The sequence below is a fragment of the Fictibacillus marinisediminis genome (assembly GCF_023149135.1).
GTDB lineage: Bacteria > Bacillota > Bacilli > Bacillales > Fictibacillaceae > Fictibacillus_C > Fictibacillus_C marinisediminis.
In genome coordinates this window covers 178,461-202,281 of sequence record NZ_JAIWJX010000002.1, presented here as the reverse complement: position 1 = coordinate 202,281, position 23,821 = coordinate 178,461, and the positions used below count along the sequence as shown (strand labels likewise).

The 23,821-nt window shown below is 44.3% G+C and carries 21 protein-coding genes and 1 other annotated feature; of the genes, 4 read left to right on the top strand and 17 right to left on the bottom strand.

The features are described from left to right. Positions 1 to 88 precede the first annotated feature (88 nt). The 6 genes from LCY76_RS01200 to LCY76_RS01175 form a co-directional block, all read right to left on the bottom strand. Positions 89 to 1,420, bottom strand: a complete 1,332-nt coding sequence (locus LCY76_RS01200; protein ID WP_248251124.1) for a hypothetical protein — start codon at positions 1,418 to 1,420, stop codon at positions 89 to 91. Next, the gene (gene sigX / locus LCY76_RS01195) at positions 1,407 to 1,952 is read right to left on the bottom strand and encodes an RNA polymerase sigma factor SigX (protein WP_248251123.1); all 546 of its coding nucleotides are present in this window, start codon (positions 1,950 to 1,952) and stop codon (positions 1,407 to 1,409) included. The genes LCY76_RS01200 and sigX overlap by 14 nt, the downstream gene beginning before the upstream one ends. A 257-nt stretch (positions 1,953 to 2,209) precedes the next feature. Next, positions 2,210 to 2,833: a TetR/AcrR family transcriptional regulator gene (locus tag LCY76_RS01190; RefSeq protein WP_248251122.1), complete on the bottom strand. Its 624-nt coding sequence runs from the start codon at positions 2,831 to 2,833 to the stop codon at positions 2,210 to 2,212. Positions 2,834 to 2,917: 84 nt separating this feature from the next. After that, positions 2,918 to 3,835 (bottom strand): GNAT family N-acetyltransferase, encoded by a 918-nt coding sequence (locus LCY76_RS01185; RefSeq protein WP_248251121.1) that lies wholly within the window; start codon positions 3,833 to 3,835, stop codon positions 2,918 to 2,920. Between the two features lie 180 nt (positions 3,836 to 4,015). After that, entirely contained in the window at positions 4,016 to 4,555 is a 540-nt protein-coding gene (locus tag LCY76_RS01180; RefSeq protein WP_248251120.1) for a general stress protein, read from the bottom strand. A gap of 67 nt (positions 4,556 to 4,622) precedes the next feature. Beyond that, a complete protein-coding gene (locus LCY76_RS01175; protein ID WP_248251119.1) occupies positions 4,623 to 4,916 on the bottom strand; it encodes a hypothetical protein in 294 nt (97 codons plus the stop codon). A gap of 188 nt (positions 4,917 to 5,104) precedes the next feature. On the opposite strand from LCY76_RS01175, the gene LCY76_RS01170 reads away from it, so the two are divergent. Beyond that, entirely contained in the window at positions 5,105 to 5,446 is a 342-nt protein-coding gene (locus LCY76_RS01170; RefSeq protein ID WP_248251118.1) for an Mpo1-like protein, read from the top strand. Between the two features lie 99 nt (positions 5,447 to 5,545). Here the strand turns inward: LCY76_RS01170 and LCY76_RS01165 are convergent, their stop codons facing one another. Then, positions 5,546 to 6,031, bottom strand: a complete 486-nt coding sequence (locus LCY76_RS01165; protein WP_248251117.1) for a DinB family protein — start codon at positions 6,029 to 6,031, stop codon at positions 5,546 to 5,548. Then, positions 6,028 to 7,113, bottom strand: a complete 1,086-nt coding sequence (locus LCY76_RS01160; RefSeq protein ID WP_248251116.1) for an aminoglycoside phosphotransferase family protein — start codon at positions 7,111 to 7,113, stop codon at positions 6,028 to 6,030. Before LCY76_RS01160 ends, LCY76_RS01165 begins: the two co-directional genes overlap by 4 nt. 157 nt (positions 7,114 to 7,270) lie before the next feature. Between LCY76_RS01160 and LCY76_RS01155 the strand changes: the two genes are divergently transcribed. Beyond that, positions 7,271 to 7,600 carry a YjcZ family sporulation protein gene (locus tag LCY76_RS01155; protein ID WP_419714914.1) on the top strand — a complete coding sequence of 110 codons (330 nt, stop codon included), beginning with the start codon at positions 7,271 to 7,273 and terminating at the stop codon, positions 7,598 to 7,600. An 82-nt stretch (positions 7,601 to 7,682) separates the two neighbouring features. Here the strand turns inward: LCY76_RS01155 and LCY76_RS01150 are convergent, their stop codons facing one another. The 5 genes from LCY76_RS01150 to proS all read right to left on the bottom strand — a co-directional run bounded on the left by LCY76_RS01150 (position 7,683) and on the right by proS (position 15,391). After that, positions 7,683 to 10,835, bottom strand: a complete 3,153-nt coding sequence (locus LCY76_RS01150; RefSeq protein WP_248251115.1) for an MMPL/RND family transporter — start codon at positions 10,833 to 10,835, stop codon at positions 7,683 to 7,685. A 15-nt stretch (positions 10,836 to 10,850) separates the two neighbouring features. Then, positions 10,851 to 11,291, bottom strand: coding sequence for a MarR family winged helix-turn-helix transcriptional regulator (locus LCY76_RS01145; RefSeq protein WP_248251114.1), 441 nt, complete (start codon positions 11,289 to 11,291; stop codon positions 10,851 to 10,853). Between the two features lie 156 nt (positions 11,292 to 11,447). Beyond that, entirely contained in the window at positions 11,448 to 12,914 is a 1,467-nt protein-coding gene (gene putP, locus LCY76_RS01140) for a sodium/proline symporter PutP (RefSeq protein ID WP_248251113.1), read from the bottom strand. Positions 12,915 to 13,095: 181 nt separating this feature from the next. Beyond that, entirely contained in the window at positions 13,096 to 13,539 is a 444-nt protein-coding gene (locus LCY76_RS01135; RefSeq protein ID WP_248251112.1) for a DMT family transporter, read from the bottom strand. A gap of 412 nt (positions 13,540 to 13,951) precedes the next feature. Continuing rightward, entirely contained in the window at positions 13,952 to 15,391 is a 1,440-nt protein-coding gene (gene proS / locus LCY76_RS01130; RefSeq protein ID WP_248251111.1) for a proline--tRNA ligase, read from the bottom strand. A 59-nt stretch (positions 15,392 to 15,450) separates the two neighbouring features. Beyond that, positions 15,451 to 15,689 (bottom strand) — a binding site (T-box leader). Positions 15,690 to 15,882: 193 nt separating this feature from the next. Here proS and LCY76_RS01125 point away from each other — a divergent pair. Then, positions 15,883 to 16,956: an FUSC family protein gene (locus tag LCY76_RS01125; protein WP_248251110.1), complete on the top strand. Its 1,074-nt coding sequence runs from the start codon at positions 15,883 to 15,885 to the stop codon at positions 16,954 to 16,956. 53 nt (positions 16,957 to 17,009) lie between these two features. On the opposite strand, the gene LCY76_RS01120 is transcribed toward LCY76_RS01125, so the two are convergent. The 4 genes from LCY76_RS01120 to LCY76_RS01105 form a co-directional block, all read right to left on the bottom strand. Continuing rightward, positions 17,010 to 18,176: a mannitol-1-phosphate 5-dehydrogenase gene (locus LCY76_RS01120; protein ID WP_248251109.1), complete on the bottom strand. Its 1,167-nt coding sequence runs from the start codon at positions 18,174 to 18,176 to the stop codon at positions 17,010 to 17,012. A 1-nt stretch (position 18,177) separates the two neighbouring features. After that, positions 18,178 to 18,612: a PTS mannitol transporter subunit IIA gene (locus LCY76_RS01115; protein ID WP_248251108.1), complete on the bottom strand. Its 435-nt coding sequence runs from the start codon at positions 18,610 to 18,612 to the stop codon at positions 18,178 to 18,180. Between the two features lies 1 nt (position 18,613). Further along, complete coding sequence (locus tag LCY76_RS01110; RefSeq protein WP_248251107.1) at positions 18,614 to 20,734, bottom strand: BglG family transcription antiterminator; 2,121 nt, start codon at positions 20,732 to 20,734, stop codon at positions 18,614 to 18,616. 171 nt (positions 20,735 to 20,905) lie between these two features. Beyond that, on the bottom strand, positions 20,906 to 22,723 hold the full coding sequence (locus LCY76_RS01105; protein WP_248251106.1) for a PTS mannitol transporter subunit IIBC: 1,818 nt from the start codon (positions 22,721 to 22,723) through the stop codon (positions 20,906 to 20,908). A 424-nt stretch (positions 22,724 to 23,147) separates the two neighbouring features. Here LCY76_RS01105 and LCY76_RS01100 point away from each other — a divergent pair, with 424 nt between their 5' ends. Then, positions 23,148 to 23,741, top strand: a complete 594-nt coding sequence (locus LCY76_RS01100; RefSeq protein ID WP_248251105.1) for a YdeI/OmpD-associated family protein — start codon at positions 23,148 to 23,150, stop codon at positions 23,739 to 23,741. The last annotated feature ends 80 nt before the right edge of the window (positions 23,742 to 23,821 follow it).

The window sequence follows — 23,821 nt, the reverse complement described above, 5'->3', positions numbered from 1 at the left end:
ATGGATTGGAAGACGAAGCCATGTTTTCTTTTCCTCGCTCCAACGTATTAGACGCCCTGCCGATCAAAAGGTTACATATATTGGAAAATTATTTAACGTTCATAAAATTAACACCAGCCACATAATCAATTGGCTGTTCAAGGTCATAGGGTCCGACAGCTTCAAGGTTAGTATTGGTCACCGAAACAGACTGGCTTCCATAGTTCTTAGCCGTCACTAAGATGGCATCCATCATTTTTCTTGTTTCCTCATCATTTTTCAAATCACTTCCATCCACCCGGATCGCGGCCAATGTTCCCGACCTGGAAGCTGTAAGCTTAATACCATCGGGAACTGCCGGCATAAGTTTCTGATCCTTATAACCCTTGCTCAGCTGCTCCAATGCTCCCTGCAGGCTTCCGGCAGAATCTGCAAAGCTCGTCGCATTGCTTTCCACCAGAAACTCATCACCTGATGGAGAAGTATAGAGATAGCTTGCTCCTCCAATGCTCCTATTAATGTCCATATCCTCTTTTGGTCCAAGGTTGGAAAATTCATAGCCTGGCTTATCGCCTGTCATAAATTTCACGTTGGAGTATTCCTTGTTGTACGCAAAGGTATAGCTTAAAATCTTTGGAAGCAGTGCTTCTTCTGCAGAAGAAACTGAACCTGGGGGCAGATCCACAACTACCGATCCCTCTTTTTCAGTAAGCTTCGCCTTGTTCAGCATGGTCGGCTGAAGCCCCACTCTCTCTGGGTTAAAGGTTCCTAGCACATTCTCCACTTTATCCACGTATGTTCCCTTTTCATTTACAAGGAAAGATACCGGCACAACGAACTGCGCCTGTTCGTCACTATAGGCTACCGTCACCACCGATTTTCCTGAAGACAGCTGCTGCTTGAGAGCTTTCATTGTCATCGGAGGATGGTATTTTCCGCTTTCAACAGCAGCCGTAATGGAAACGGTTGGAGGTGCAGCAACCTTGACCTTGCTTCGCTGGACAGGAGTATCAGCACTTGTTTCAGGCTTTGCTGGGCCTGAAGGCTTTACCCGTCCCTGAGGAGCCGCAGGCTTCTTTTGTTCTTCCAAACGGGCTGTTTTCACTGACTGCTTCGGCTGGGCCGCCGGACTGGGTTCTTTGACATGATCTTTTGCTTTTCCGGCCATTTTGTTATCCATGGAATTCTCATGCAATGATGGCGCCGAGACTTCTTTTTTAAACAAGGTGCCTGGCACCAGGATCATGATGATGGCCAGCAAGCAGGCGGCGGCGAGCCCCGGCATAATCCAGGTCCTTGTGTTCTTCTTACTATGCTTGGATTCTTCCAGTCTTCCTTCTATTTCGTGAAATATTAATTCACGGGAGCGCTTGTCTTTAACAGGGGGCATCTTTTCAAGCTGCTTTTGTATTTCTTCTTCCGTCCATTTAGACGATTCCATCTTTCCGTTCCTCCTCCAAGCCTGACGTCTGATCCAAAAGACCTTTTAGTCCCTTGATCGCCCGGTGTTGTGTTGTTTTCACTTTGCTTTCTGTCCAACCGAGCACTGCAGCAGTTTCCGCGATGGAGAGCGATTGGATATAGCGGAGGATTAGCACTTGCTGCTGCTGTATCGTACATTTTTTTAACGCGTGATATAACTCTTTGACCGATTCCTTCTGGGTGACAAATTCATCCGGCAGGGGCTGGAGATCAGCAAGCTGGTTCTCGTTCTCCGATAAAGTAAAAAACAGGAGTTTCTTCTTCCGGCGGTTCTGCTTGCGGATCCAGTCAATGGTGACATGCCTTGCTATTGAATAAAGCCATGTCTTTTCAGAGCTTTTACCTTCAAATGTTTCATAGGCTTTGAGAACTTTTATATACACTTCCTGTACAATATCTTCTGCCGCCTCCCTGTTTCTGACCATATAGAAAACAAACTGAAACAAGGAATGATGGTATTCCTCATATAGCCGGTCAAACGAGTCTTTCACTGCGTTGCCCCCCTATCTATCTATTTTTTTAGTCGTTGTTTTGAAGTAAAAGGTTTCAAAAAAACCCAAACTTAAGTGTACTCCAATTTTTGTAAATTACAATGCATAACCAGTCGCTATTAATATAGAAATATCGGGGTATTTTGACATGCTCTCCGTTCTGGCCTATCCTCGCGGGTTGACCCTGCCTCCATTCGACAAAATCTTTTATATCCCGGGAAATCATTCTCTTTTTCTCCACAAAAAAAATCGGGATTCTACTCCCGATTCTTTGGTGTGGTTAAGCAGCCAATAAAAAACTCCTCAATCATTTCCCACGTTTTTTTATACTGTTCTTCTTCTCCAAGCAGAGAGTAATGAAGAACGTTGCCGTCCCTGAGCGCCCAAAAAATTTGAGAAATAAATCCAGAATCGACCTGTTCGTTGAACTCTCCAGTCTCTTGTCCTTCTTTAATAATGTCTTTTAGAAACCCTGTAAATCGCAGGTACCTTTCTTCCATCAGTTTCTTTAGATCTTCCTGACGGGCGCTGTACAGCCAGAATTCCGTATATAACCTCATGGATTTCCTGCGTTCATCAGTCAACGGCTGATTCTGGAACCTTTCAAATAAAAAACGCAGTTTATCTGTTGCACTTGATCGCTTATGATATTCACTCTCTACCTCTGAGAAGAAATCCTTCGTTCGCCCCTGAAGGAGCTGAAGATAAATTTCTTCCTTACTGTTAAAGTAATTGTAGATGGCGCCCTTGCTCAAATTGGATTCTCTCACAATATCATCAATAATCGTCGCTTCGTACCCTTTTTCGCCAAAACAGCGGAGGGCACTCTCCAGAATCCTGTTCTTCTTCTCTTCTTTGTATTCTTCTGAAACCTTTGGCATGCTCTTTCCCCCAATGTTTTGATCTCGTGGTTGTATGCACACCTTTTTCTGCATGAAATTACGAAACCCTTTATTTACTTTTATTTATGATTGTACAGCTTTTGTTTCTGTTTCGCTGCTCGACGGTGTACGTACCGCTTTGGACATATGGACCTGCTCGATCATCACTGTAAAACCTTCTTTAGAAAGGGCATCACAAACCAGCTTATTGCTCTTTGAAAAGTTTACGGTCATACGGCGGCAGGCTGGTTCTGCAGGACTATAAACGGAACGAAGCATAAATTGAATAACATCATGCGCTTTCTCATATCCTGGTTTTGCTTCACACTGATAAAGTGCGATGCCCTCAATTTTTCCTTCCGCATTTTTCGTCCGTTTGAATACAGCATAGCCAACCGTTTCCTGGCCACATTTTACAATGAGCGATTCACTGTCTTTAAGGCTCTGATACTGTGTCTGCCATGCTGTCATATGCTGATAAAATTCAATATCCCTTACATCCTGCGGGATTCCATGAATCAAGTCATAATCACCTTCAAAGTAAAAGGCGCCCTCAGAGAGAGGCTCATTATTTACGAGGAAAGTAAGTTCATCAAATATGCTGTAACCCATGCTCTCATACAACTTGATGGCTCTTGTATTTTCAGAAATTGCTTCAAGAAGCAGCAGTTCTGCTCCTTCTTCTTCATAAATATCCATACAAGCGGTTATCATCTCTTTGCCTATACCCTTGCCCCGGTATTCAGGTATGATACCCGTTCCGCCATTCCAGGAAATCTTTTGGCCATTGACAGTTCTGAATCCGTTGATGACAAAGCCAACCGGTTTTTCCTGATCAAAGGCGACCACTGATTTTTCAGGTGAGAGATCTTCATTGGCCAGTTTTTTAATCAGCGAATCGACAGTTAACGTGATATCTGTAAAATAATGTTTGAAACCTTCATTAAATAAATCAGCAGCCTCTTGAAAACTGAGTGTGTTCAACCTTTTAATGGAAACCATAATCTTATCCCTCCAATAAAAATGACTAGTCGTTTTATTTTATTTTTACATAACTTCCCACCCTCTTCAACTATAATCCTTCGACAAATAGACCGATGAACAAACAAAAAGAAGCTAAAGCATTCCAGCTTTAGCTCCAACCTAAACTTTTTATACTGTTGCCTTACCGCGTGCTACTTGTTAATAGATTCTACCGCTGTCTCCTCCGGGCAAGTTTCTTTCATAATAGCGGGAGTTCAGCGTATTGTTGTTCCGGAATGTGTCATACACGTGTTCCCTGCGTTCTGCATCAGCATCCACCAAAACTAAAATTTTCCCATTTTCTACGTAGTTCCGGTATTCTTCTGCTTCCTCTTCAGGAATACCCATACCAACCAATGCACCCACAAGTCCACCTGCACCTGCACCGATGGCTGCTCCGCCTAGGGTAGCTGCGATCGGACCGGCAGCAACAATCGGACCAATCCCGGGAATAGCAAGTGCGCCAATACCTGCGAGCAAGCCTCCTACACCGCCTAGCACACCGCCGGTCGCAGCACCCGCTGCTGCTCCTTCACCAGCTTTTGTTCCTGTTTCGTCTTCAATGTGTCTCCGTTCTTCTTTATCCTGGGCGATTACTGAGATGTCCCCTTCATCATAGCCTCTTTCCCGTAAAGAATTAATCGCTGATACGGCTTCTTCTTCTGTCGAAAAAACACCAATGACTTTTTTTTGATCCATCGTAATCCCTCCAAGTTTTTAATAAAGCTCTATTGAGCATGTACCCTTATTCAATGCGCCTAAAACGTTACTGCTCCTCCAACAGTTTTTTGAGATGCTCGTAATACTCGTTTAACTCTTTTTCCTTTGAATGAAGGAAACTTTTTTTATCCCCTTGGGTTTCGAGAGCGTCCTGCCCAACGGCCACAATGTCATTAAAAACTTCAGAAGTTTGTTCGCCGACTTCAACGTCTTCCTTTAACAGCTGGCAAAGTTCGGTTATTTTTTGCAGACGATCTTTGTTATATTCCTTCTCTTCAAGCTGCTGCCCTAATAGTGAAAACAGCATATTTACGCGTTCGGCTGTTTGTGTTTTTAACATTTTTGGCACCTTCCTTTTTGTCTGTTACGCATGTCTTATTTAATTTACCCGTCTGACAAAATACTAACCTTGCGTTTAACAACAGCTAAGAGCTCCATCACCTGATGAAGTGACGAAGCTCTTATTAAAGGAAAAACTTAACCTATACCGAAGTACATAAAGAAAAGATGATTAGGAGGCTGATTTTTATGCAACCAGGTATTCCACAGGATAACAAACTAAAAACATTTGATGAATTTTGGGTATTCTATTTAACTCAGCATTCCAAGAAAAGCACAAGGGCCTGGCATTTTCTTGGAACCTCCCTTGTATTTATCTTCTTGGCACTTGGTGCTTCGGTCAATGCCTGGTTTTTACTGGCGGCTCCCGTTACAGCCTATGGGCTTGCGTGGTATAGTCATTTCTTTATCGAAGGCAACAAGCCGGCTACATTCGGGCATCCCCTTTGGTCATTACGCGCAGACTTTAAGATGTTTTTCTTTACCCTGACAGGAAGGCTCGAGCAAGAATTGAAAAGGTTGTCCCTTTAGCACCCTGTTTCTCTAAAACAGGGTGTTTCGTTTTCTCATTCCTCCTGATTCTGTCGATCATTTCCGGGGAAATTCGATTTCCTGCGCCATCTTTCCCCATCATGGCAATCCATTCCCTGCATGATTGGCTGACTTTTGCAGATAGAGGCTGATCTGATCCTGATGGTGCTTGTCATGCTCTGACAATCCTTGAATATAGGAAGCGAGCGTCAATGTCTTTGTTTTATAGGCAAAAGGCTGAATCCACCATTCTTCTGGAATCGTATGCAGCTGCTGAACCAGACTGGCCCTTGTTTCAATCGTTTCCTGAAGCAATTGAGATTTGGAAATATCCGACTTGGCATAAAGAGCGGCGTCCTGATTGATCTTCTCCGCATCGATCTCATTCTCCGGGAAAGTTTGATGTTCTAAAAAATAAGGAAGACGTTGGTGGATCACGAATAAGTCCCATACTTTAAAATGAGAAACAACTTCACCTATTGACCATTTCCCGCTTGAAATAGGCTCAAGCCACAATTCCTCTTTCACCGTCCTTAATTCCTCCAGCCATTCTATTTGTTCAGCAAATGACTTCAAAAGACTCATCGTACGCCTCCTTTATCTCTTACTTCATAGTTTTCGAGCAAGCCAAGGAGCAGCATAAGCCGTTCTTTCACCTCACTCAGGCTCCCCATCCGAATTTGCTGTTCTTGGCTCAATGCAGGGCTAACAATCTTTTGATAATGATCGTGAGCCATTGACAACAGCTTTAGCATCCGCTCAATTCCCAAGGCCAACCCCATCTCTTCGGATTGATCCGCGTATCCCTCTCTAAATCCCTGGCTGTTTGCCAACAGCTGATCTTTATATAAATGAAACTCGTGTCTCTTGTACCTTGGTGCATTCCAATAAAGAGGAAAAGTAACTTCGTAGTTATGTATATGATTAGCAGCAAGGCTGACCCCACTGTAGATGATCGGTACCGGATCGATCAGCTTTGGAAGCTGATCGTTTATAATGAGGTTCTCCGGCGATGTATCCTGATTGGAGAGCGTAATTCCATATTTTTCGATTTGTCTGAGGTTCAGAAGTTCTTCTGCTTTTTGTTTTACGAGATTCTTGCAAAAAGGAAGATCAGATCTCAACAGATTATCAAGCTCCTGCTGATATTCCGCCTTTTCATGAATCAGATATTGAATAGGGTCTTCCTCCAGTTCACCCGACGCTTCTGTTCCATTCCATTTTAAATACCCAAAGCCCTGGCGCTCTAAAGGAAGGCTGTCCATCTTTTTATAAAATGAGCCTAACTGAAACCCATAGTCATACATCTGCTGTTTTGTTGCTGCTGAAAGGTTAAGAGTTTCTCCCATGTAACTTTCAATCGTGTAAGTCAGTTCCGGGGATACATGATAATGGTAGAATTCCGGGCAGATTCCCTTTACTGCCCTGTTGGCTGTTCTGTAATACCACTTTGCTCCCTCATATTCAGCCAGTAAGCTCTCTTCATGAAATTCAATACTTCGATCATAGGCGACAGGCTTAGGAATCCGTATGACATAATCCCCTTCAGAAAGAACGGCACGATAAGCGGCGTGCCAGGCACCCTCACCAAGAAAGTAATAATCCGAAGAATCTTTTAACGCAGGAAGGCCGCTATGCCGCAGAATTTGATTGACCTTTTCAAGCATGATCTCACCTCATTTGAATTTCCAAAAAACTTACAGCCCCCTTATTATATAACAAATTCCGCCATTGCCCCGACAATTGTCCAAACCCTTCTTCCGTTTTTACATACTCTATAGGGCAAGTAACTTTTAAATTGTTGGAAGAAAGGAGATCTACACATTGTCTGGAATTAGAAATAAGCGTCAAGGATTTGGTTATGGATACGGCTACGGCGGCGGTTCTGGTGGCTACGGTTACCCAGGCGCAGTTGGTGGATTCGGAGGCGGTTATGGTGGCTACGGTTACCCAGGCGCAGTTGGTGGATTCGGTGGCGGTGGCGGTTACGGCTATGGATACGGTTATCCTGGGTTCGGTGGCTGCGGGTATGGCGGTGGCGGATTTGCTATCGTTGTCGTCCTGTTCATCCTATTAATTATCATCGGCTGCTCAATTGGCTTTGGCGGTCATCATGATGGCTTCATCAGCGGCTGCAGTAAAGGCTGCTGCTAACAAACCCTTGGAGACAAGATCTAGATCTTGTCTCTTTTTTTGTAAAAAAAACAGCGTACACCGTGTGTACGCTGCTTGTATCTTATTCTTTTTTTGAATCCATAAATGGCCACCAGTTTGCTTTTCCGAACGTTCTCACCATAACCGGAACAAACAGCGGTAAAATGACAAACGCATAGAGCAAGAGACCACTTAAAATAATTGTGGCGATTTGCAGCAGCGACAGAACCCCTGAAGGATACATCGCCGCAAATGTGCCTCCGAGAATGACAACCGCTGAGATAATGACGGTCCCCATATTCTTCATGGAAGAAAGCATCGCCTCTTTTACGGACAGTGACTTGTATTCGTTAAACCGGTCCATAAGGAAGATACTGTAATCTACTCCAAGCGCCACCAAGATAACAAAGGCAAAAAACGGTACCGCCCAGTTGATGCCGGAATAACCCAGTACATTGACAAAAATGGTTTCTGTAAAAGCCATCGCTGTATAATACGTTAAGACCAGGGAAGCGATAATATAAAGCGGCATAATAAAGGATCGCAGCATGATGATGAGAATAATCGCAATCCCTACTAACATTAAAACAACCGTTCTCGAATAATCAGAAGCCGAGATATCGTTCAGATCAGAGTAGATGCTTGTTACTCCGCTGATCCCAACCTGTGCATTCTCAAGGTTGGTACCGGCTGTTGCACGCTTAACCGCTTGCTTGATTTCATCCACCTGTCCGAGTGCTTGCTGTGAATAAGGGTTTTCTTTAAAGATGACATCAAGCGTTGTCAGTTTGCGGTCACCCGGCATATAGTTATCGAACACCTGCTGAAAATCCTTGTTGTTCAGTACATCTTCAGGCAGGAACCAGCCCGCCATCTCCGGGTCAGGTGATGAAGACAGAGAGTGAAGGTAATCGTTGGCAGAATCGATTCCGCCTGAAACCTTTTTAATGCCTGCCGCGCTTTGCCCAAGCCCGTCAGAGAGCTCTGAAAGCTGGCGGTCCATCTGTGAAAAACCGCTCTTCAGCTGCTCCTGTCCACCGGCGATTTTAGCTAAACCGCCCTGTACTTCTGGCAGCTTTCCGATAACTTGCTGCTGTCCGTCTGCAGCCTTATTGATTCCTGTTTCTAACTGGCCAAGCCCCGCTGAAATCGAGCTGAGTCCGTCAGCCAGCTGTTTTTGGCCGCCGACTACTTTACTCAAGCCGTCATTGGCTTTTCCCATGTTGGTTTTTACTCTATTCAGGTTTCCATTCAATTTATCCAAACCAGCTGCCAGCTGGCCTAGGCCGCCTTGAAGCTGAGTAAACGTGCCTTTGATGGCCTGGTAATCAGAATCGCTGTTAATGTCTTTGCTTTTAACTGTACTCGCGTATTTTTTTTCTAAATGAGTGAAGTTTCCCTTTAGTTGCGCAAGACTTTTTGAGGTGGTACTCAGCTGCTGTGCTGTTTTGGCATAGCCGCCTTGCAGCTGTCCCAGACCGCTTTCCATTTCTTTATAGCCGGAAAGAAGCTTCTGATTACTTTGGTATAGCAGGTCTGCACTCGACTTCGCCTGCTGCACGCCCTCTTTCAGGTCCCCTGCGCCTTTGGAGCCGTCACGCATACCTTTTTCGATCTGGGAAAGCGCGCCGGACAGGTCACCGATTCCTGTTTTAAGTTTGTTGGTGCCAGTCACCAGCTCACCGATTCCGTCTGTCGTCTGCTTCATCTTGGGCTGGGAATTGCTAAGCTGCGTGCTTGCTTCAGCCAATCCTCCGCTGATTTTTTTCAATCCCTTGTTGCCTTTTTCTAATCCATTATCCAGAGAATCTGCCTGATGAGCGACCTGGAGATCTTTCAGCTCCTCGCCTACCGGCCGTGTGGCACTGCGCACCCGGTCCACACCTTTGATCTGTTCGACTTCACGGCTGATTTTCTCAATGGTTGCCAAATACTCCGAGCGGTCCATTGGCTCATCATTTTTTACGACAATTTTGGCAGGAAGGGATTCTCCTGGACCAAAGCTGTCAGAGATAACATTAAACGCTTTTACCGAGTTATATTTATCGCCAATCTCATCCAAAGAGTTAAAGGACAAATCTCCATCATAAGTTGCAAGAAAAGGAGTGACGATGGCGGCTACGATAAGAAGCGTAACGAGCGGGCGTTTAAAGGAGAACGACCCTGCAGCTCCCCAAATCCTGCTTTGTTTATGCTCCATTGCCGCTTTTGATGGCCAGAACAGCTTGGTGCCGAGCACCGCCATGAAAAACGGAACGAGCGTTAATAATGCCAGCAGCAGCACCGCGACTCCAATTGCAACAGCTGCAGCAGACTGATAGAGTTTAAAGGTTGAGAAACCGATGGCCGCAAAGCCGATCATCACGGCAAGGCCGCTGAAAAATACGGTTCTTCCCGCCGTCTTGTAAGTGGTGATAATCGCATCCAGTAGACTCTCATTCCGGCCCATCTCTTCTTTAAAGCGGCTGAGAAGCAGGATGCAATAATCTGTTCCGATTCCGAATAGGACCGCGACAAGAAAGATCTGGGTAAACGTGGACAGCGGGAAGTTCCATTTATCCACTAAAAAGGCTACGATCGATTGTGCCGCAACATAGCTGATCCCAACGGTAACAAGCGGGACAAGCGGTGCAATAAACGAGCGGAAAACAACGAACAGAACGGCAAGAATGAAGACAACCGTTATGTATTCGGTTTTTTTGAGCCCTTCCTGAGAACTTGCGACCACATCCTCGTCAATCATCCAGCTGCTTGTGTAATAATGCGGTACTTTTACGTCTTTTAATTCACTGTAGAGTGATTTTGAAATGTCAGCCGGCTCCTTGTCGCCTATTTTTACCGTGACTAAGGAAAGGATGGTCTTTCCGTCCTTTGACGCAAGCTGGTCTTTCAGCTCTTTTTCCTTGAAATGTGATAGCACTTCGCTGATCCCAAGGTCGTTCTTATCCTGTTCCAGTTTCGCTACAGCGCTTTTGACCTCGTTTTTTTCGCTTTCAGTCAGTTTTTTACTGCTGTGAAACACAAGGGCAACCTGCGATTCATCTGCCGACTTTTCTTTTTTATCCAAATCATTCAGCATTTTTTGGGCATAGCTCGACGAATATCCATCTGGAACATTAATCTGCCCCTTTTCCCTCACCAGGTCTGCCATATTAGGTGCGAGCAGCGCCAGCACAATGACAAGTGCTAGCCAGACTGCTGCAATGATCCACTTTCCTTTTAACACCGCTCTCATTCTTTCTCTCCTCCCCTACTCCTCATTCAGTACAGATGCCAGTTTCTCGTACAGGTTCAAGAACGAATCAATCTCTTCTTCACTGAACACCTTAAGAAAAGGAGCAACCACCTCAAAAACTTTCTCATCTGCCCATTGAAAGACCTTTAACCCTTCTTCTGTCAAAGACAAGTACACAATTCTTCTATCCTTTTGGTCTCTGATCCGATCGATATATCCTTTCTCTGCCAGCCGCGTAACAATGGCTGTAATGGCGCTCTTTTGTACACAAAACGCCTCTGCCAGCTCTGTCGTCGTGCAGGATCCGAATCTTTTAATATAGCTTAACGTCATGTGCTGGTCATTCGTCAGCACATCCTGAAGCTGCTCCTTGATCAGGGCACCGAACCTTTTATTCACTGTAAAGGAAGCCGCTTCATACCGGCCAAGTATGCTTTGCCATTTCCCAACATCCATTGTATTCACCCATTTTCCTACTTAGACTATAACTAGTTCAAGAATTGAACTGTTCACGATGATAACTATATGACAGAATGGCGGTCCCGGTCAAGATTGAATTTTCCAGAAATTTAAAAAAGCCGCCCTGTCAAACAGGACGGCCTTTCCTACGTCTTACGCAATCTTTTGTGCTTCTTCAAATTCTGATTCGATCTCAGCAGATGGTTTTGCTGTCATCATGCTGACCGCCACAATAACGACGGAGCAAACGATAAATCCTGGAATAATCTCGTACACTGCTTCAAACGCTTTAATTTGCTCCCAGATAATAACGGTCAGTGTACCCGAAAGCATCCCATAAAAGGCTCCCCATTTCGTCATTCGTTTCCAGTATAAACTTAGAAGAACGACCGGCCCAAACGCCGCTCCAAATCCTGCCCACGCATAGCCAACAAGGTTAAGGATGGTTTTATTCGGATTAAGAGCAAGAACTAAAGCGATCACTGAGATCGCCAATACAGAAAGGCGTCCGACCAATACAAGTTCTTTGTCTGAAGCGGATCGCTTAAAGAACGCTTTATAAAAATCCTCTGTAACAGCACTCGATGTGACAAGCAGCTGTGATGAAATCGTACTCATAACCGCTGCTAAAATAGCGGCTAGCAGGAATCCCGTAATCAGCGGATGAAAAAGTACGTCGGATAAAACGATAAATACGGTTTCAGCCTTTTTCTCACCAAGCCCTCCGCCGTTAAGATTGAAATATGCAATACCAACCAAACCTGTAAACATTGCTCCAACAATGGAGAAAATCATCCAGCCCATTCCGATTCTTCTGGCATTTTTCATCTGTTTGACAGAAGAAATGGCCATAAAACGGACGATGATATGAGGCTGTCCAAAATAACCAAGTCCCCATGCCAAGAGAGAAACAATTCCGATCAAGCTTGTTCCTTTAAAGGCGTCAAGCAATTTCGGATCGATGGATTGAATTTCTGTAAAAGTCGAACCTGTGCCGCCGAGTTGAAAGATTGTTACGACCGGAACGAGGATTAACGCAATAAACATGATCGTCCCTTGAACAAAATCCGTCCAGCTGACGGCAAGAAAACCGCCAAACAGCGTATACAGAACCACGACACTGGCGGTCAGCCAAATTCCCCATGTGTAATCGAGATTGAATGCCGTCTTAAAAAGTTCGCCGCCTGAAACCATTCCAGATGAAGTATAAAACGTAAAGAAAATCAAAATAACAATTGCTGATGTAATTCTTAGAATTCGGGATGTATCCTTGAATCGATTTTCAAAGTAATCCGGAATAGTAATAGAATTATTTGCTATTTCCGTATACGTACGAAGACGCGGTGCCACAAATAACCAGTTTAGATAGGCACCCGCTGTCAGACCAACAACGATCCACCCCGCACTTAAACCGGAAACATACATTGCTCCCGGCAGACCCATGAGCAGCCAGCCGCTCATATCCGATGCCCCCGCACTCAGTGCTGTGACTGCAGGCCCCAAATCTCTGCCTCCCAGCATATAATCAGTCAAGTTCGCTGTTCTTCGGTACGCAAACCAGCCGATCAGCAGCATCCCGGCCATATAAATGCCGATGGACACTATTACCCCATATTCCATTGTTTCTCCCCCTTTTTCCCTTTCGATACTTTTCTCTTTGTTAACGCTTTCAGATTGAACAGAAAAAATGCTGCTCCCCGGCTATCTTACCAATGCTTAAATAACTGAAAAGTAGCTCTATTTAAAAATTTATCACAGCAAATTTTTTTAAACAATGCTTTTATTTAGAAACTATTTGTGCTTAATGCTTGTCCGAGAAAACAAAATAGAGGCCGGCAAACATCAGAACGAGCCCGATCATCCTTTTATACGTAAAATGGAATGGTTCATTGCCAAACCATCCAAAATGATCAATGACAACACTCATGATCAGCTGGCCAATGATGACTGCCGTAATGGCACTTGTTACTCCAATCTTCGGAACAGCCATGATAACAATAAATACATAAATGGCCCCCAGTACACCCCCGATAAGGTTCCATTTCGGGACGTTCCACACTGTACTGAGACTGCCGTTCCCCCATATCAGCATTAAAATAAGGAGCATCACGGTTCCCGTAAAAAAGGAAACGAAAGCACCTTCGATAGAACCAATCTTCTTTCCAAGCGTTCCGTTTACAGCTGCCTGCATGCTTTGCCCCATTCCGGAAAACAAAGCAAGCAGCAGCACGATGACTTTTGCCATTGCGTTCTCTCCTTACTCTTTGTTTTTTCAACTATGTACTTTTACTCAACAAAAAACACCACACAGTTGGTGGTGTTTAATTATTAATCTGGCTTGAAAATATAGTCTACAAGATCCTGAAACACATTGACATTGTCAGTCAACAGGAACACCGGAAGAAGTAAAATGGCGAAAAGCACTAGAAGATTAGATCCTATTACGCGAACAACTATCTTTTTTAAAGTATTCATTGTTCTCACTTCCTTTTCAATGATTATAACGCCTGTTGCCTGAGTAGTCAAAAAATTTTGTGAAGTTTTTTTTAATGGATAACTGTAGTTTATTGTGCTTCCATGGTTTCTAGAAGCAAAATTCTTAACTGTAATTCGGTACATTCCCTTTTTGTTTTATATCAAAACTATATAGGAATCGATCAATAAGCTTTTGCCCAATAGACAAGCTCTTCCGCTTCTTGTCCGCAGCAAACACACGTTTTCGAAATAACCTCCTGCTCAAATGGCATACAGCGGGAAGTCGCGCCTGTCTCTTCTTTTATTTGATCCTCACACTCACGGTCTCCGCACCACATGGCTTTAATGAAACCAGGATTAGATTCCAGTACCGCTTTGAATTCGTCCATGCTGAGGGCGATGTTCGTTTTCTCTTCGCGGTGTGCCTTTGCTTTTTGCAGCAGACCTTTTTGGATTTCTTCCAGCAGAAGCGGAATACGTGTTTCCAGTTCATCAAGAGAAAGGAAGATTTTTTCTCCTGTATCCCTGCGGACCGCAACAGCCTGATGCTTTTCGATATCCTTCGGGCCAATCTCAATGCGAATCGGTACACCTTTCATCTCATGCTCGCTGAATTTCCAACCCGGTGACTTATCGGATGCATCAATCCCCGCCCGGACCGTTTTGTTCAGCTGCTCTTTAAGCTCATACGCCTTGTCGAGCACCCCTTCTTTATGCTGAGCAATCGGGATGACCATCACTTGGACTGGAGCGATTTTTGGTGGAAGAACAAGCCCTCGGTTGTCTCCGTGCACCATGATCAAAGCACCGATCAGGCGAGTCGTGATTCCCCAGGATGTTTGGTGTACGTGCTGAAGTTTCCCTTGCTTGTCGGTGTATTGAATGCCAAATGCTTCAGCAAATCCGCTTCCCAGGTGATGAGATGTCCCTGTCTGCAATGCTTTTCCGTCATGCATCAAGCTTTCAATCGTCAGTGTGAACTTCGCTCCGGCAAACTTTTCTTTGTCTGTTTTCCGGCCACGAAGGACAGGCACCGCTAAATAGTCTTCACATACATCCGCATAAACTTCAAGCATCCTTCGGGTTTCCTCTCCCGCTTCCTCATCGGTCGCATGGCACGTGTGGCCTTCCTGCCAAAGAAATTCAAGAGAGCGAAGGAAAGGACGCGTGGTTTTCTCCCAGCGAACAACATTGCCCCACTGGTTATACAGCTTTGGAAGGTCACGATAGGAATGAATGATGTTCGCATAATGCTCGCAGAAAAGCACTTCAGAAGTCGGACGGACACAGAGGCGCTCCGCAAGCTTCTCCTCTCCCCCGTGTGTAACCCATGCCACTTCAGGAGCAAATCCTTCGATATGATCTTTCTCTTTTTGAAGGAGGCTCTCTGGTATAAACAATGGAAGATAGACATTCTCATGACCGGTCTCCTTAATCTGGCGGTCGAGTTCTTTTTGGATATGTTCCCAGATCGCATATCCGTATGGACGGATGATCATGGATCCTCTCACACTTGCGTAATCGACGAGATCCGCTTTACGGACGACGTCAGTGTACCATTGTGCAAAATCAGCTTCCATGGCAGTAATTTCTTCAACCTGCTTTTTTTCTTTTCGCATCATTATCTCTTCCTTTCTATTGTAAGAACCGTGAAAAAGAACGCAAAAAAACCCGATCCTTTAAAAGGGACCGGGGTATTGGTGGTACCACCCTTATTTACAGACGAATTCACTCTGTACACTCATTTTGGTAACGGAACTTCCCGCAGACATCTTATGAACGATGCCGAACTCCAAGGCAGGTTCGAATGCTGTCTCCCGGAAACCTTTCAGCTGTAAGTTTCCTCTCTTTGGAAAGACGAAGTTTTTTTCTGAAGGAAAAAAACCACTACATTCTACTAATCCTTTTCAACGCTTCTTTTATATTAGATTAAGAAATAATATATTCATTTTTCTGGAAAAAGTCAAGAACCGTTTGCAGAGAATATAGAGCTGCATCAATTACTAAGAAACAAGGTTATACTGTAAACAGGTAAGGCTGCTGAACAGGTTTCAGCTCAAGCCCTTTTGGAAAAAGACAAATTACAAGACTATATGTAGAAAGGATAACGCCATTGAGAAAAGGATTGGAAGTCTTTTTACGTCTCGGTCTGACGTTACAAGTATTGAAAACAGCAATCGCCGCAGCCCTTGGCTGGATGGTTTCCTCCCATCTCTCTCAAAATGACTATCCGTTCTTTGCTCCGCTGGCAGCTGTGCTGACGATGCAGGTCACTATTGCTGGATCGATGGAAAAGGCGATCTATAGAGTGAGCGGGGTCATTGGCGGAGTTATTATCAGCATGCTGATCGGGCACTGGCTGAAATTGAACGCAGGATCTATCCTTCTAGTCGTATTGGTCGGCATGGCAGTAACCACAGCCTTCCGGATGCCGGCTCAGGTGGTCTCTCAGGTGTCTGTAAGTTCCATTCTTGTCCTAGCGTTTGGACAAGGTTATGCGCTCAGCCGTATTGTGGAAACGATCATCGGTTCAGCCATCGCAGTACTGACAAATGCTCTGCTTGTCCCTCCCAACACGATACCTGCTGCAGAAGAGCTGCTCTTAAAGTTATCGAATAAGGCATCCATAACCTTAAAAGATCTTGTTCTGCTTTGGGACAGAACGCTCTCTCACCGCCGGGAGATCCAGCAGGAGGTCAAAGAACTGACAGAGCAGAACGAGAAAGGCATTGAAGCTGTTGTTCTCGCCAGACAAAATCTCCGGTTCACCCCTTTCTTTACGAAGCGGCGGATACGGCTGGAACACCTTGAAACCGGAATGAAGCATCTGAATCACATTACACTGCAGATTCGCGGCATTGCCCGCGGGATTCGGGATCTGTCCACTATTCTTGATGATCATGCCGCCTCTGAAGAAATCACGCAGTTAAATTTGGCCATTGAGCAAACGTCAGAATGTATTGCTCATTATGGAATGACGGTCATTGATCCCTCCGCCGAAAATTTGTTAAAACTCATCTCAAGTGTAAAAGAAGCACAGGAAATTCAGTCTCATTGTCTTGTCATTCTAAAACGCTACGAGTCATTGACGATCCTGCGGGATGTAGGTGCCATACTTACCGATTTAAACCGAATTTTAAAGGAAACTGGCGGACAAACCGTCGTAAGTACAGGGAAAGTGTTTTAAAATCAGAAAAGCAGTGAGATCTCCCTCAAGGAATCCACTGCTTTTTGTTCTTTTTACTTTATGGTGATGCCCGATTTTAATTGATGATAGTGGTCGAGCACGGTTTCAGACAGGATGGACCCTGCTTCAATTCCGGTAAACTGCTCTATAGCTCGTTCGATACCTTTTTCGTATATCGCTTCCTGAATAGCGACTGCATCTGGATCCTCTTTATAATCATAGAGAAAAGCTGAAGCAATGACTCTTGTTAACGAAACTGGGACATCTCCAGTCAGTTGAAGATATTGAACGGCTGGGCTCACAAGACGGTCTGCCGGTCCGAGTTTACGGATCGGAGAACGTCCAACTCTCGTTACCTCGTCCGTGATATACGGATTCACAAAACGATTTACAATTTTTTCGATATATTTCTGATGTTCCTCGGGTTCAAAGGCATATTTGCTGATGAGCATGCGTCCTGTTTCCTGCAGCGTTTGCTGAATCAGTTCTTGCAATTCTTTGATTTTCATCGCTTCATCAATGGTTCGCATGCCGGCTTGATACCCGATGTATGCAGCTGCTGCATGTCCAGTGTTCACCGTGAACAGCTTTCGCTCAATATACGGTTTCAAATCCTCCACATAGGTGATTCCTTCGACTTCAGGTCTGCTCCCGATGATTTTCGTCTCATCTACTGCCCACTCATAGAAAGGTTCTACCTTAACCATCAGTTTATCTTCATTGGACTGATTGGGAACGATGCGATCAACCGCTGCATCCGGAAATCCAAAGCGGGAATCAAACAGCTGCTTCTCGCTTTCTTCCAATTTCTCGTAAACCTTTTCTTTTAAAAGTGTACTTCCGCCGATCATGTTTTCACATGCGATGATATTTAAAGGAGCGTCATTTGCTGCTATTCTTTTACGAAGTCCTTCAGCAATGGAGCCTGCGATAAACGGAAGAATGTTTGGTCCAACTGCTGCTGTTACTAGGTCCGCATTTGCGATGAGCTCAATTACCTGATCAGGATCTGTTCCGCTGTTAACCGCTGATACATTCCTGATCTGAAGTTCTTCCTGGCTTTTGTCCGCAAGAACTACAGTATACTGATTCTTTTCATTCAATAAGTCTACGATTTCCTGGTTTACGTCTACAAATACTGTTTGATAGCCTGATTGAAACAATAAGTTGCCAATAAATCCCCTGCCAATGTTACCCGCTCCAAAATGTACAGCCAGCATATTAGTTTACTCCTTCAAAGTAGGCTAGAATCTCTTCTTTTGAACCGGCATTTACGATTCCCAGTACATTTTCTTCTTCAGAACAAACAATGGCGATTTGTGAAAGGATCTCCAAATGCTCATCGCCTTTTCCGGCAATTCCAATCAGCAGTTTCACTTCATTTCCAGGTCCAAATTCCACTCCGCCCGGCACTTGGATAATAGCAATCCCTGACTCCTTGACCGCTTTCTTTGCATCCTCCGTACCATGCGGGATGGCCACAAAGTTCCCCATATAGGTAGAGGTCAGCTGCTCCCTCTCCAGCATTTTTTCAATGTATTGCGGCTCAACATATCCATTTTCCACTAACAGGTTTCCGGTTAGTCGGATCGCATTTTCCTTGCTCTCCACTTCCGCATTTAATAGGATGTTTTCTTTCGTTAGCACTGATGACATATTATCCTCTCCTTAATTCTGTTAGTTTTTCTTTATAAAACTGATCAAACTTTTCCGCCAGATAGGCTGCTAGTTTCTGTTCATCCTTTGATTCGAACAGCGCAATGCTTTGTTCGTTTTCAATAATAATGGAACTGATGAAGCTGAGTACCTCTAATCCCTGGTTTGAATACTCGCTGGGCGCAAGCAGAAGCAGTATACTGTCAGCTTCAATGACAGTCTGATCCATGGCGGGCACCTTGACGGCATTTTCCAGCCCATAAATGGTAAAGGAAGGTTTAACGACCTCGTCACTGCGTGCATGGTAAAGCACAAGCTCGGTATTCGGTATCCCAAGCCCGCCCAGCTTTTCACGTTCAAACAGGGCAGCAGCAACCTGTTCGCTGCTATGCAGGGCACCTGCTGCAGCCAGAGCTTCACAGGCTTCCTTTAGGATGAGCTCAACGCCTTTCTGGCCTTGGACAGGGGTCAGTTTAAATCCTTGTAAGAGGTCCACGATGGCATCGGTATACTTCTTGATGCTCTCCAGCCCTTCCAAAAACTGTTTAGGATCTTTTTCCTCTGTGCTGGTTTCGAGCAAAGCCGAACGCTTCTCCTCTGAATGTCCTCCGGGTGTCTCCGCGATGTATTGCTTAACCTTCTGCAGTTCCTCCTCGTTAGGGATGGGGCTGAGGACAATATACGGAGAGTGATAATCCGGCAGATGGATCGTAGAAATGACAAGATCATACTCTTCCGTGTCCATCTTATTCAATTCAAAGAGTGATACATTTTTCAGTTCCTTAATTTCAGGTATTTCCCGTTTCAGTCGAGTCGCAAGCATTTTGGACGTCCCAATACCCGTAGAACAGATCACTAAAGCTTTCAATCGTTCAGCATGGCGCCGGTTCATCAAAGCGGAACCAAAATGCATGACAAGATAGGCCACTTCCTCATCAGGAACCTGCAAATCTGGAAAAATAGCTGCGGCCCCATCCTGTACAATGTGAAAGAGATCTTCATAATCTTTTTTAATCTTGGGCATGAGCGGGTTAGTGATCCCCATGTTTTGCTTGATCCGATACAGCGCCGGTTTTAAATGTGTAACGAGACCCTGAAAGAGCGATGCGTTCCCTAAAAGGTCAATACCGGTCTTTTCACCGACAAACATCATCAGGCTTTTCGCTTTTAAAGCCGTTTGAAAACTCGACCCCTCCAGCAAGTATCCTTTGTCCTGCCTAAGCTTGGCACCTTGCAGATGCATCGTAATATAGCCTACCTCTGCTTCAGGTATATCGGCATGAATGACCTTCTTCAGCTTCTCAATAATTTTTTCAGCTGCCTTATATTCCGGTGCAGTCTTTAACGTTTCCAGAAAAGCCTCGTCCATATTGATGTTTTCTCCCTGCAGAATCCGTTCGATGGCCAGTGTCAGATGGACGACCAGGCCGATATACGCACTGTCTGCAATGGGATAGGGAAGCTCTTCATTCACTTCTTCGATCGCTTTCTCTACCGTCAATAACCGGTTCTTTTCAACGAGTCCCAATAACCGCTCAGAAATGGAATCAGCCGTATGAAGAGATTTTTTCTGGATGTTTTCTTTTACGAGTGATAAGAATTCAGTTTCGTTAAGATTTTGCGCAATGATTTGGCTCATCGCTCTTCTTTTTGCTTTTTCATCCCCTGTAATTTCTACCCCGTATCCTCTTTTTCTAACGAGGGTCAGATCAAATTCAAGCAGACGGCTTTCTAATTTTGATAGATCATTGCTGATCGTAGCGATGGTCACGTTTAAATCATGAGCCAGTGAGACAAGCTTAACCGGTTCCTTCGCCTCCAGAAGGGAACAAAAAATCATGGTCTGCCGCTCTTCAGGCGTGTACTCGTTATACGATAAATGAAACAGCGCCAGCTTCAGTTCTTCCATTCTCTGTTCGTCCCCGATAATCTGTATACCCACTCCTGATTTTTTGATCAGCTCCAGTTCATACTCTTTTAGCGTATTTTCAAGTTCTTTTAGATCACGGTGAATCGTCCGGGTACTTACATCAATTTCATCCGCAAGATCCTTGACCGTCATCTCTTCTTTTTTTGACAATAAGATTTCAAATATCAGTCGTTCTCTTGCCGATATATACATGTTTTTCACTCCACGTTAATGACAATATTTAATTTGTATACCCTTAATTAAATAATAAAGCCCCGCCGTTCCTTAATACAACGAAATGAAAAGCCGATTTCGTCATGATCATTGTTGCCATGATTTAAAAAGAATAGAAAAAGTCCGATTCCTGGGAACCGGACTTTTCGATCAGTGCAGGCTTTTGGCTGCTTTTAACTTCTCAAGCAGTTCTTCATATTTCGGTGAGTTTAAAAAGTTCTCTACAGAAATATGTTTTGCGCCCGGTAGTTTAGCTTTTGCACGATCGGTTAAATCTTTGTGTGTGATGACCACATCTGCATCAGTGGGCAGATTGGTAATCGAAGTATTGGAAACGAAAACATCCAGCCCCGCTTTTTGAATTTTATTTTTGAGTATGGAAGCTCCCATCGCACTCGAACCCATACCCGCATCACAGGCAAAGATAATTTTCGAAACGTCTTCATAGTCGTTTTCTGCGATTGGCATACCTTGAGGCTCGGCAGGTGCTGTTGTACCTTTGCTTTCTACTAACTCATTCAGCAGTTTTTCATATTTAGGACTGTTCAAGAAATTTTCCACGGAAATGTGTTCGGCATTCGGCAGTTTTGCTTTCGCACGGTCTGTTAAATCTTTATGCGTAATGACGATATCTGCATCAGCTGGAATATTCGTAATCGATGTATTAGACACCGATACATCCAGTCCCGCTTTTCGCGCTTTGTTTTTTAAGATTGATGCGCCCATTGCACTTGAACCCATGCCTGCATCACAAGCGAAAATAATCTTTTGAACGTCTGCACGGCTTTTTTCTACAGCAATGTGGTGCCTGTCACCACCAGGCGGTTGTTGCGCTTGCGTTTCTTTTGGTTGGACAAGTGATGAAGCACGGCTTTCTTTTCCTTTAAGCACAGATGTTTTTTCTGTTGCTTTTGTCAAATCATCATCATCTGTTTGTTTGGAAGATTTTAAGATGACAGAAGAAATCAAGAAAGATACGGCTGCCGCAACCAGAACTCCAGCTATGACCCCAAGGTAGTGTCCTCTCGGTGTCATGGCAATAAGAGCAAAGATACTTCCTGGTGACGGAGCGGCTACCAATCCTGCGTCAAACAGCAAGAAAGTGAATACGCCGGATGCACCGCCTCCGATTACCGCTAAAAGAAGTAACGGTCTCATCAGAATATACGGGAAGTATATCTCATGAATCCCGCCGAGGAAATGGATAATGGCAGCCCCTGGTGCCGATTGTTTCGACATTCCTTTTCCAAAAAGGATGTAAGCCAATAGGACACCCAGCCCTGGTCCCGGATTGGATTCCAACAAGAACAGAATGGATTTTCCTGCCTTGGTGGCTTGCTCAATTCCCAGCGGGCTTAAGATCCCGTGGTTAATGGCATTGTTTAAGAATAACACCTTTGCCGGCTCGATAAAGATGCTGGCCAGCGGCAGCAAGTGTGCGTCTACAATGGCCTGTACTCCTGCAGCAAGCGTTTTGTTTAACGTTAATACAACCGGTCCAATTCCTTTGTAGGCAATGATTGTTAAGATTCCGGCAATAATCCCGGCGGAAAAGTTATTCACGAGCATCTCGAAGCCGGATTTCACTTTTCCTTCGATCATCTTGTCAAACTTCTTAATGGCATATCCGCCAAGCGGCCCCATGATCATGGCACCTAGAAGCATTGGAATGTCAGCTCCGACAATAACCCCCATCGTTGCCGTGGCACCAACGACACCGCCCCGCAGGTCATAAACGATGCGTCCGCCTGAAAATCCGATAAGCAGCGGCAGCAGGTAAGTGATCATCGGGCTAACCAGTTTTGCCATATCTTCATTTGGAAGCCATCCTGTAGGAATGAATAATGCCGTGATGATTCCCCAGGCGATGAACGCCCCAATGTTTGGCATGATCATACCGCTCAAATGGCTGCCAAACCTCTGTATTTTTACTTTAGCGCCTGTCTTTGTCTGTTCAGAACTTGCCATATTAATCGAAACCCCTTTCCTATTTGGTACTATTCGTACAATCTATAGGTCTTATGCTCTAATAATAAAGCGTTTACACACCATTCTTCAATTCAAAGAAAAGGGCATTTTGTCACCCTACTTGTTGTCATGTTTAAACATAAAAAAAGCTGCCATTCATAAAATTGGTTTGGCAGCTCTTTAATACGTATTTTGAATCAGCCAGTTTTAGCGTAATGCAGTTCACACGCGACCAGTGGTATATTGAAAAAATGTATAGTAAAATTTAAGCAAAGATAATTTATATAATGGGAATCTGTGAGGATTTTATGATTGCGAAGATTATGGCTATACTGCGAGGGAACAATCAAATCAAATCTGAGGTTGATGTATATTTACGTAAAGCCAAAAAGTGGCAGGAAGAATTTAAATGAGGTGTTCCTTGATGACAAAGAGTCTAATGAATCCTAAGGTTGATGAATTTTTAAGTAAAGCTAAAAAGTGGCAGGAAGAATATGAGAAGTTGAGAAATATCGTTCTTGACTGTGAGCTGACCGAAGAATTGAAGTGGATGCATCCTTGTTACACGTTTGAGAAAAAAAACATAGTTTTAATACATGGATTTAAAGAATATTGTGCGCTTCTGTTTCACAAAGGTGCCTTGTTACAGGATGCCCATGGGATTCTAATCCAGCAAACGGAGAATGTACAGGCGGCGCGACAGATTCGGTTCACCAATGTTCAAGAAATCGTTGAAATGGAAACCATCCTGAAAGCCTATATTTATGAAGCCATTGAAGTTGAAAAAGCCGGGTTGGAAGTGAATTTTAAAAAGAGTACAGAATTCATAATTCCTGAAGAACTTCAAAATAAATTCGATGAAATCCCTGCCTTGAAAACTGCTTTTGAAGCATTGACGCCAGGACGGCAAAGAGCATACATTCTTTATTTTTCTCAACCCAAACAATCCAAAACTCGACAGTCAAGGGTTGAAAAATGTATGCAGCAAATTCTCAATGGAAAGGGATTAAATGATTAGTACATTTTTATTGAAATGTCCATTTAGACCATAAGCTACTTTAATCGCTTCGCATTATCGCAAGAAAAGCGGTCATTTTT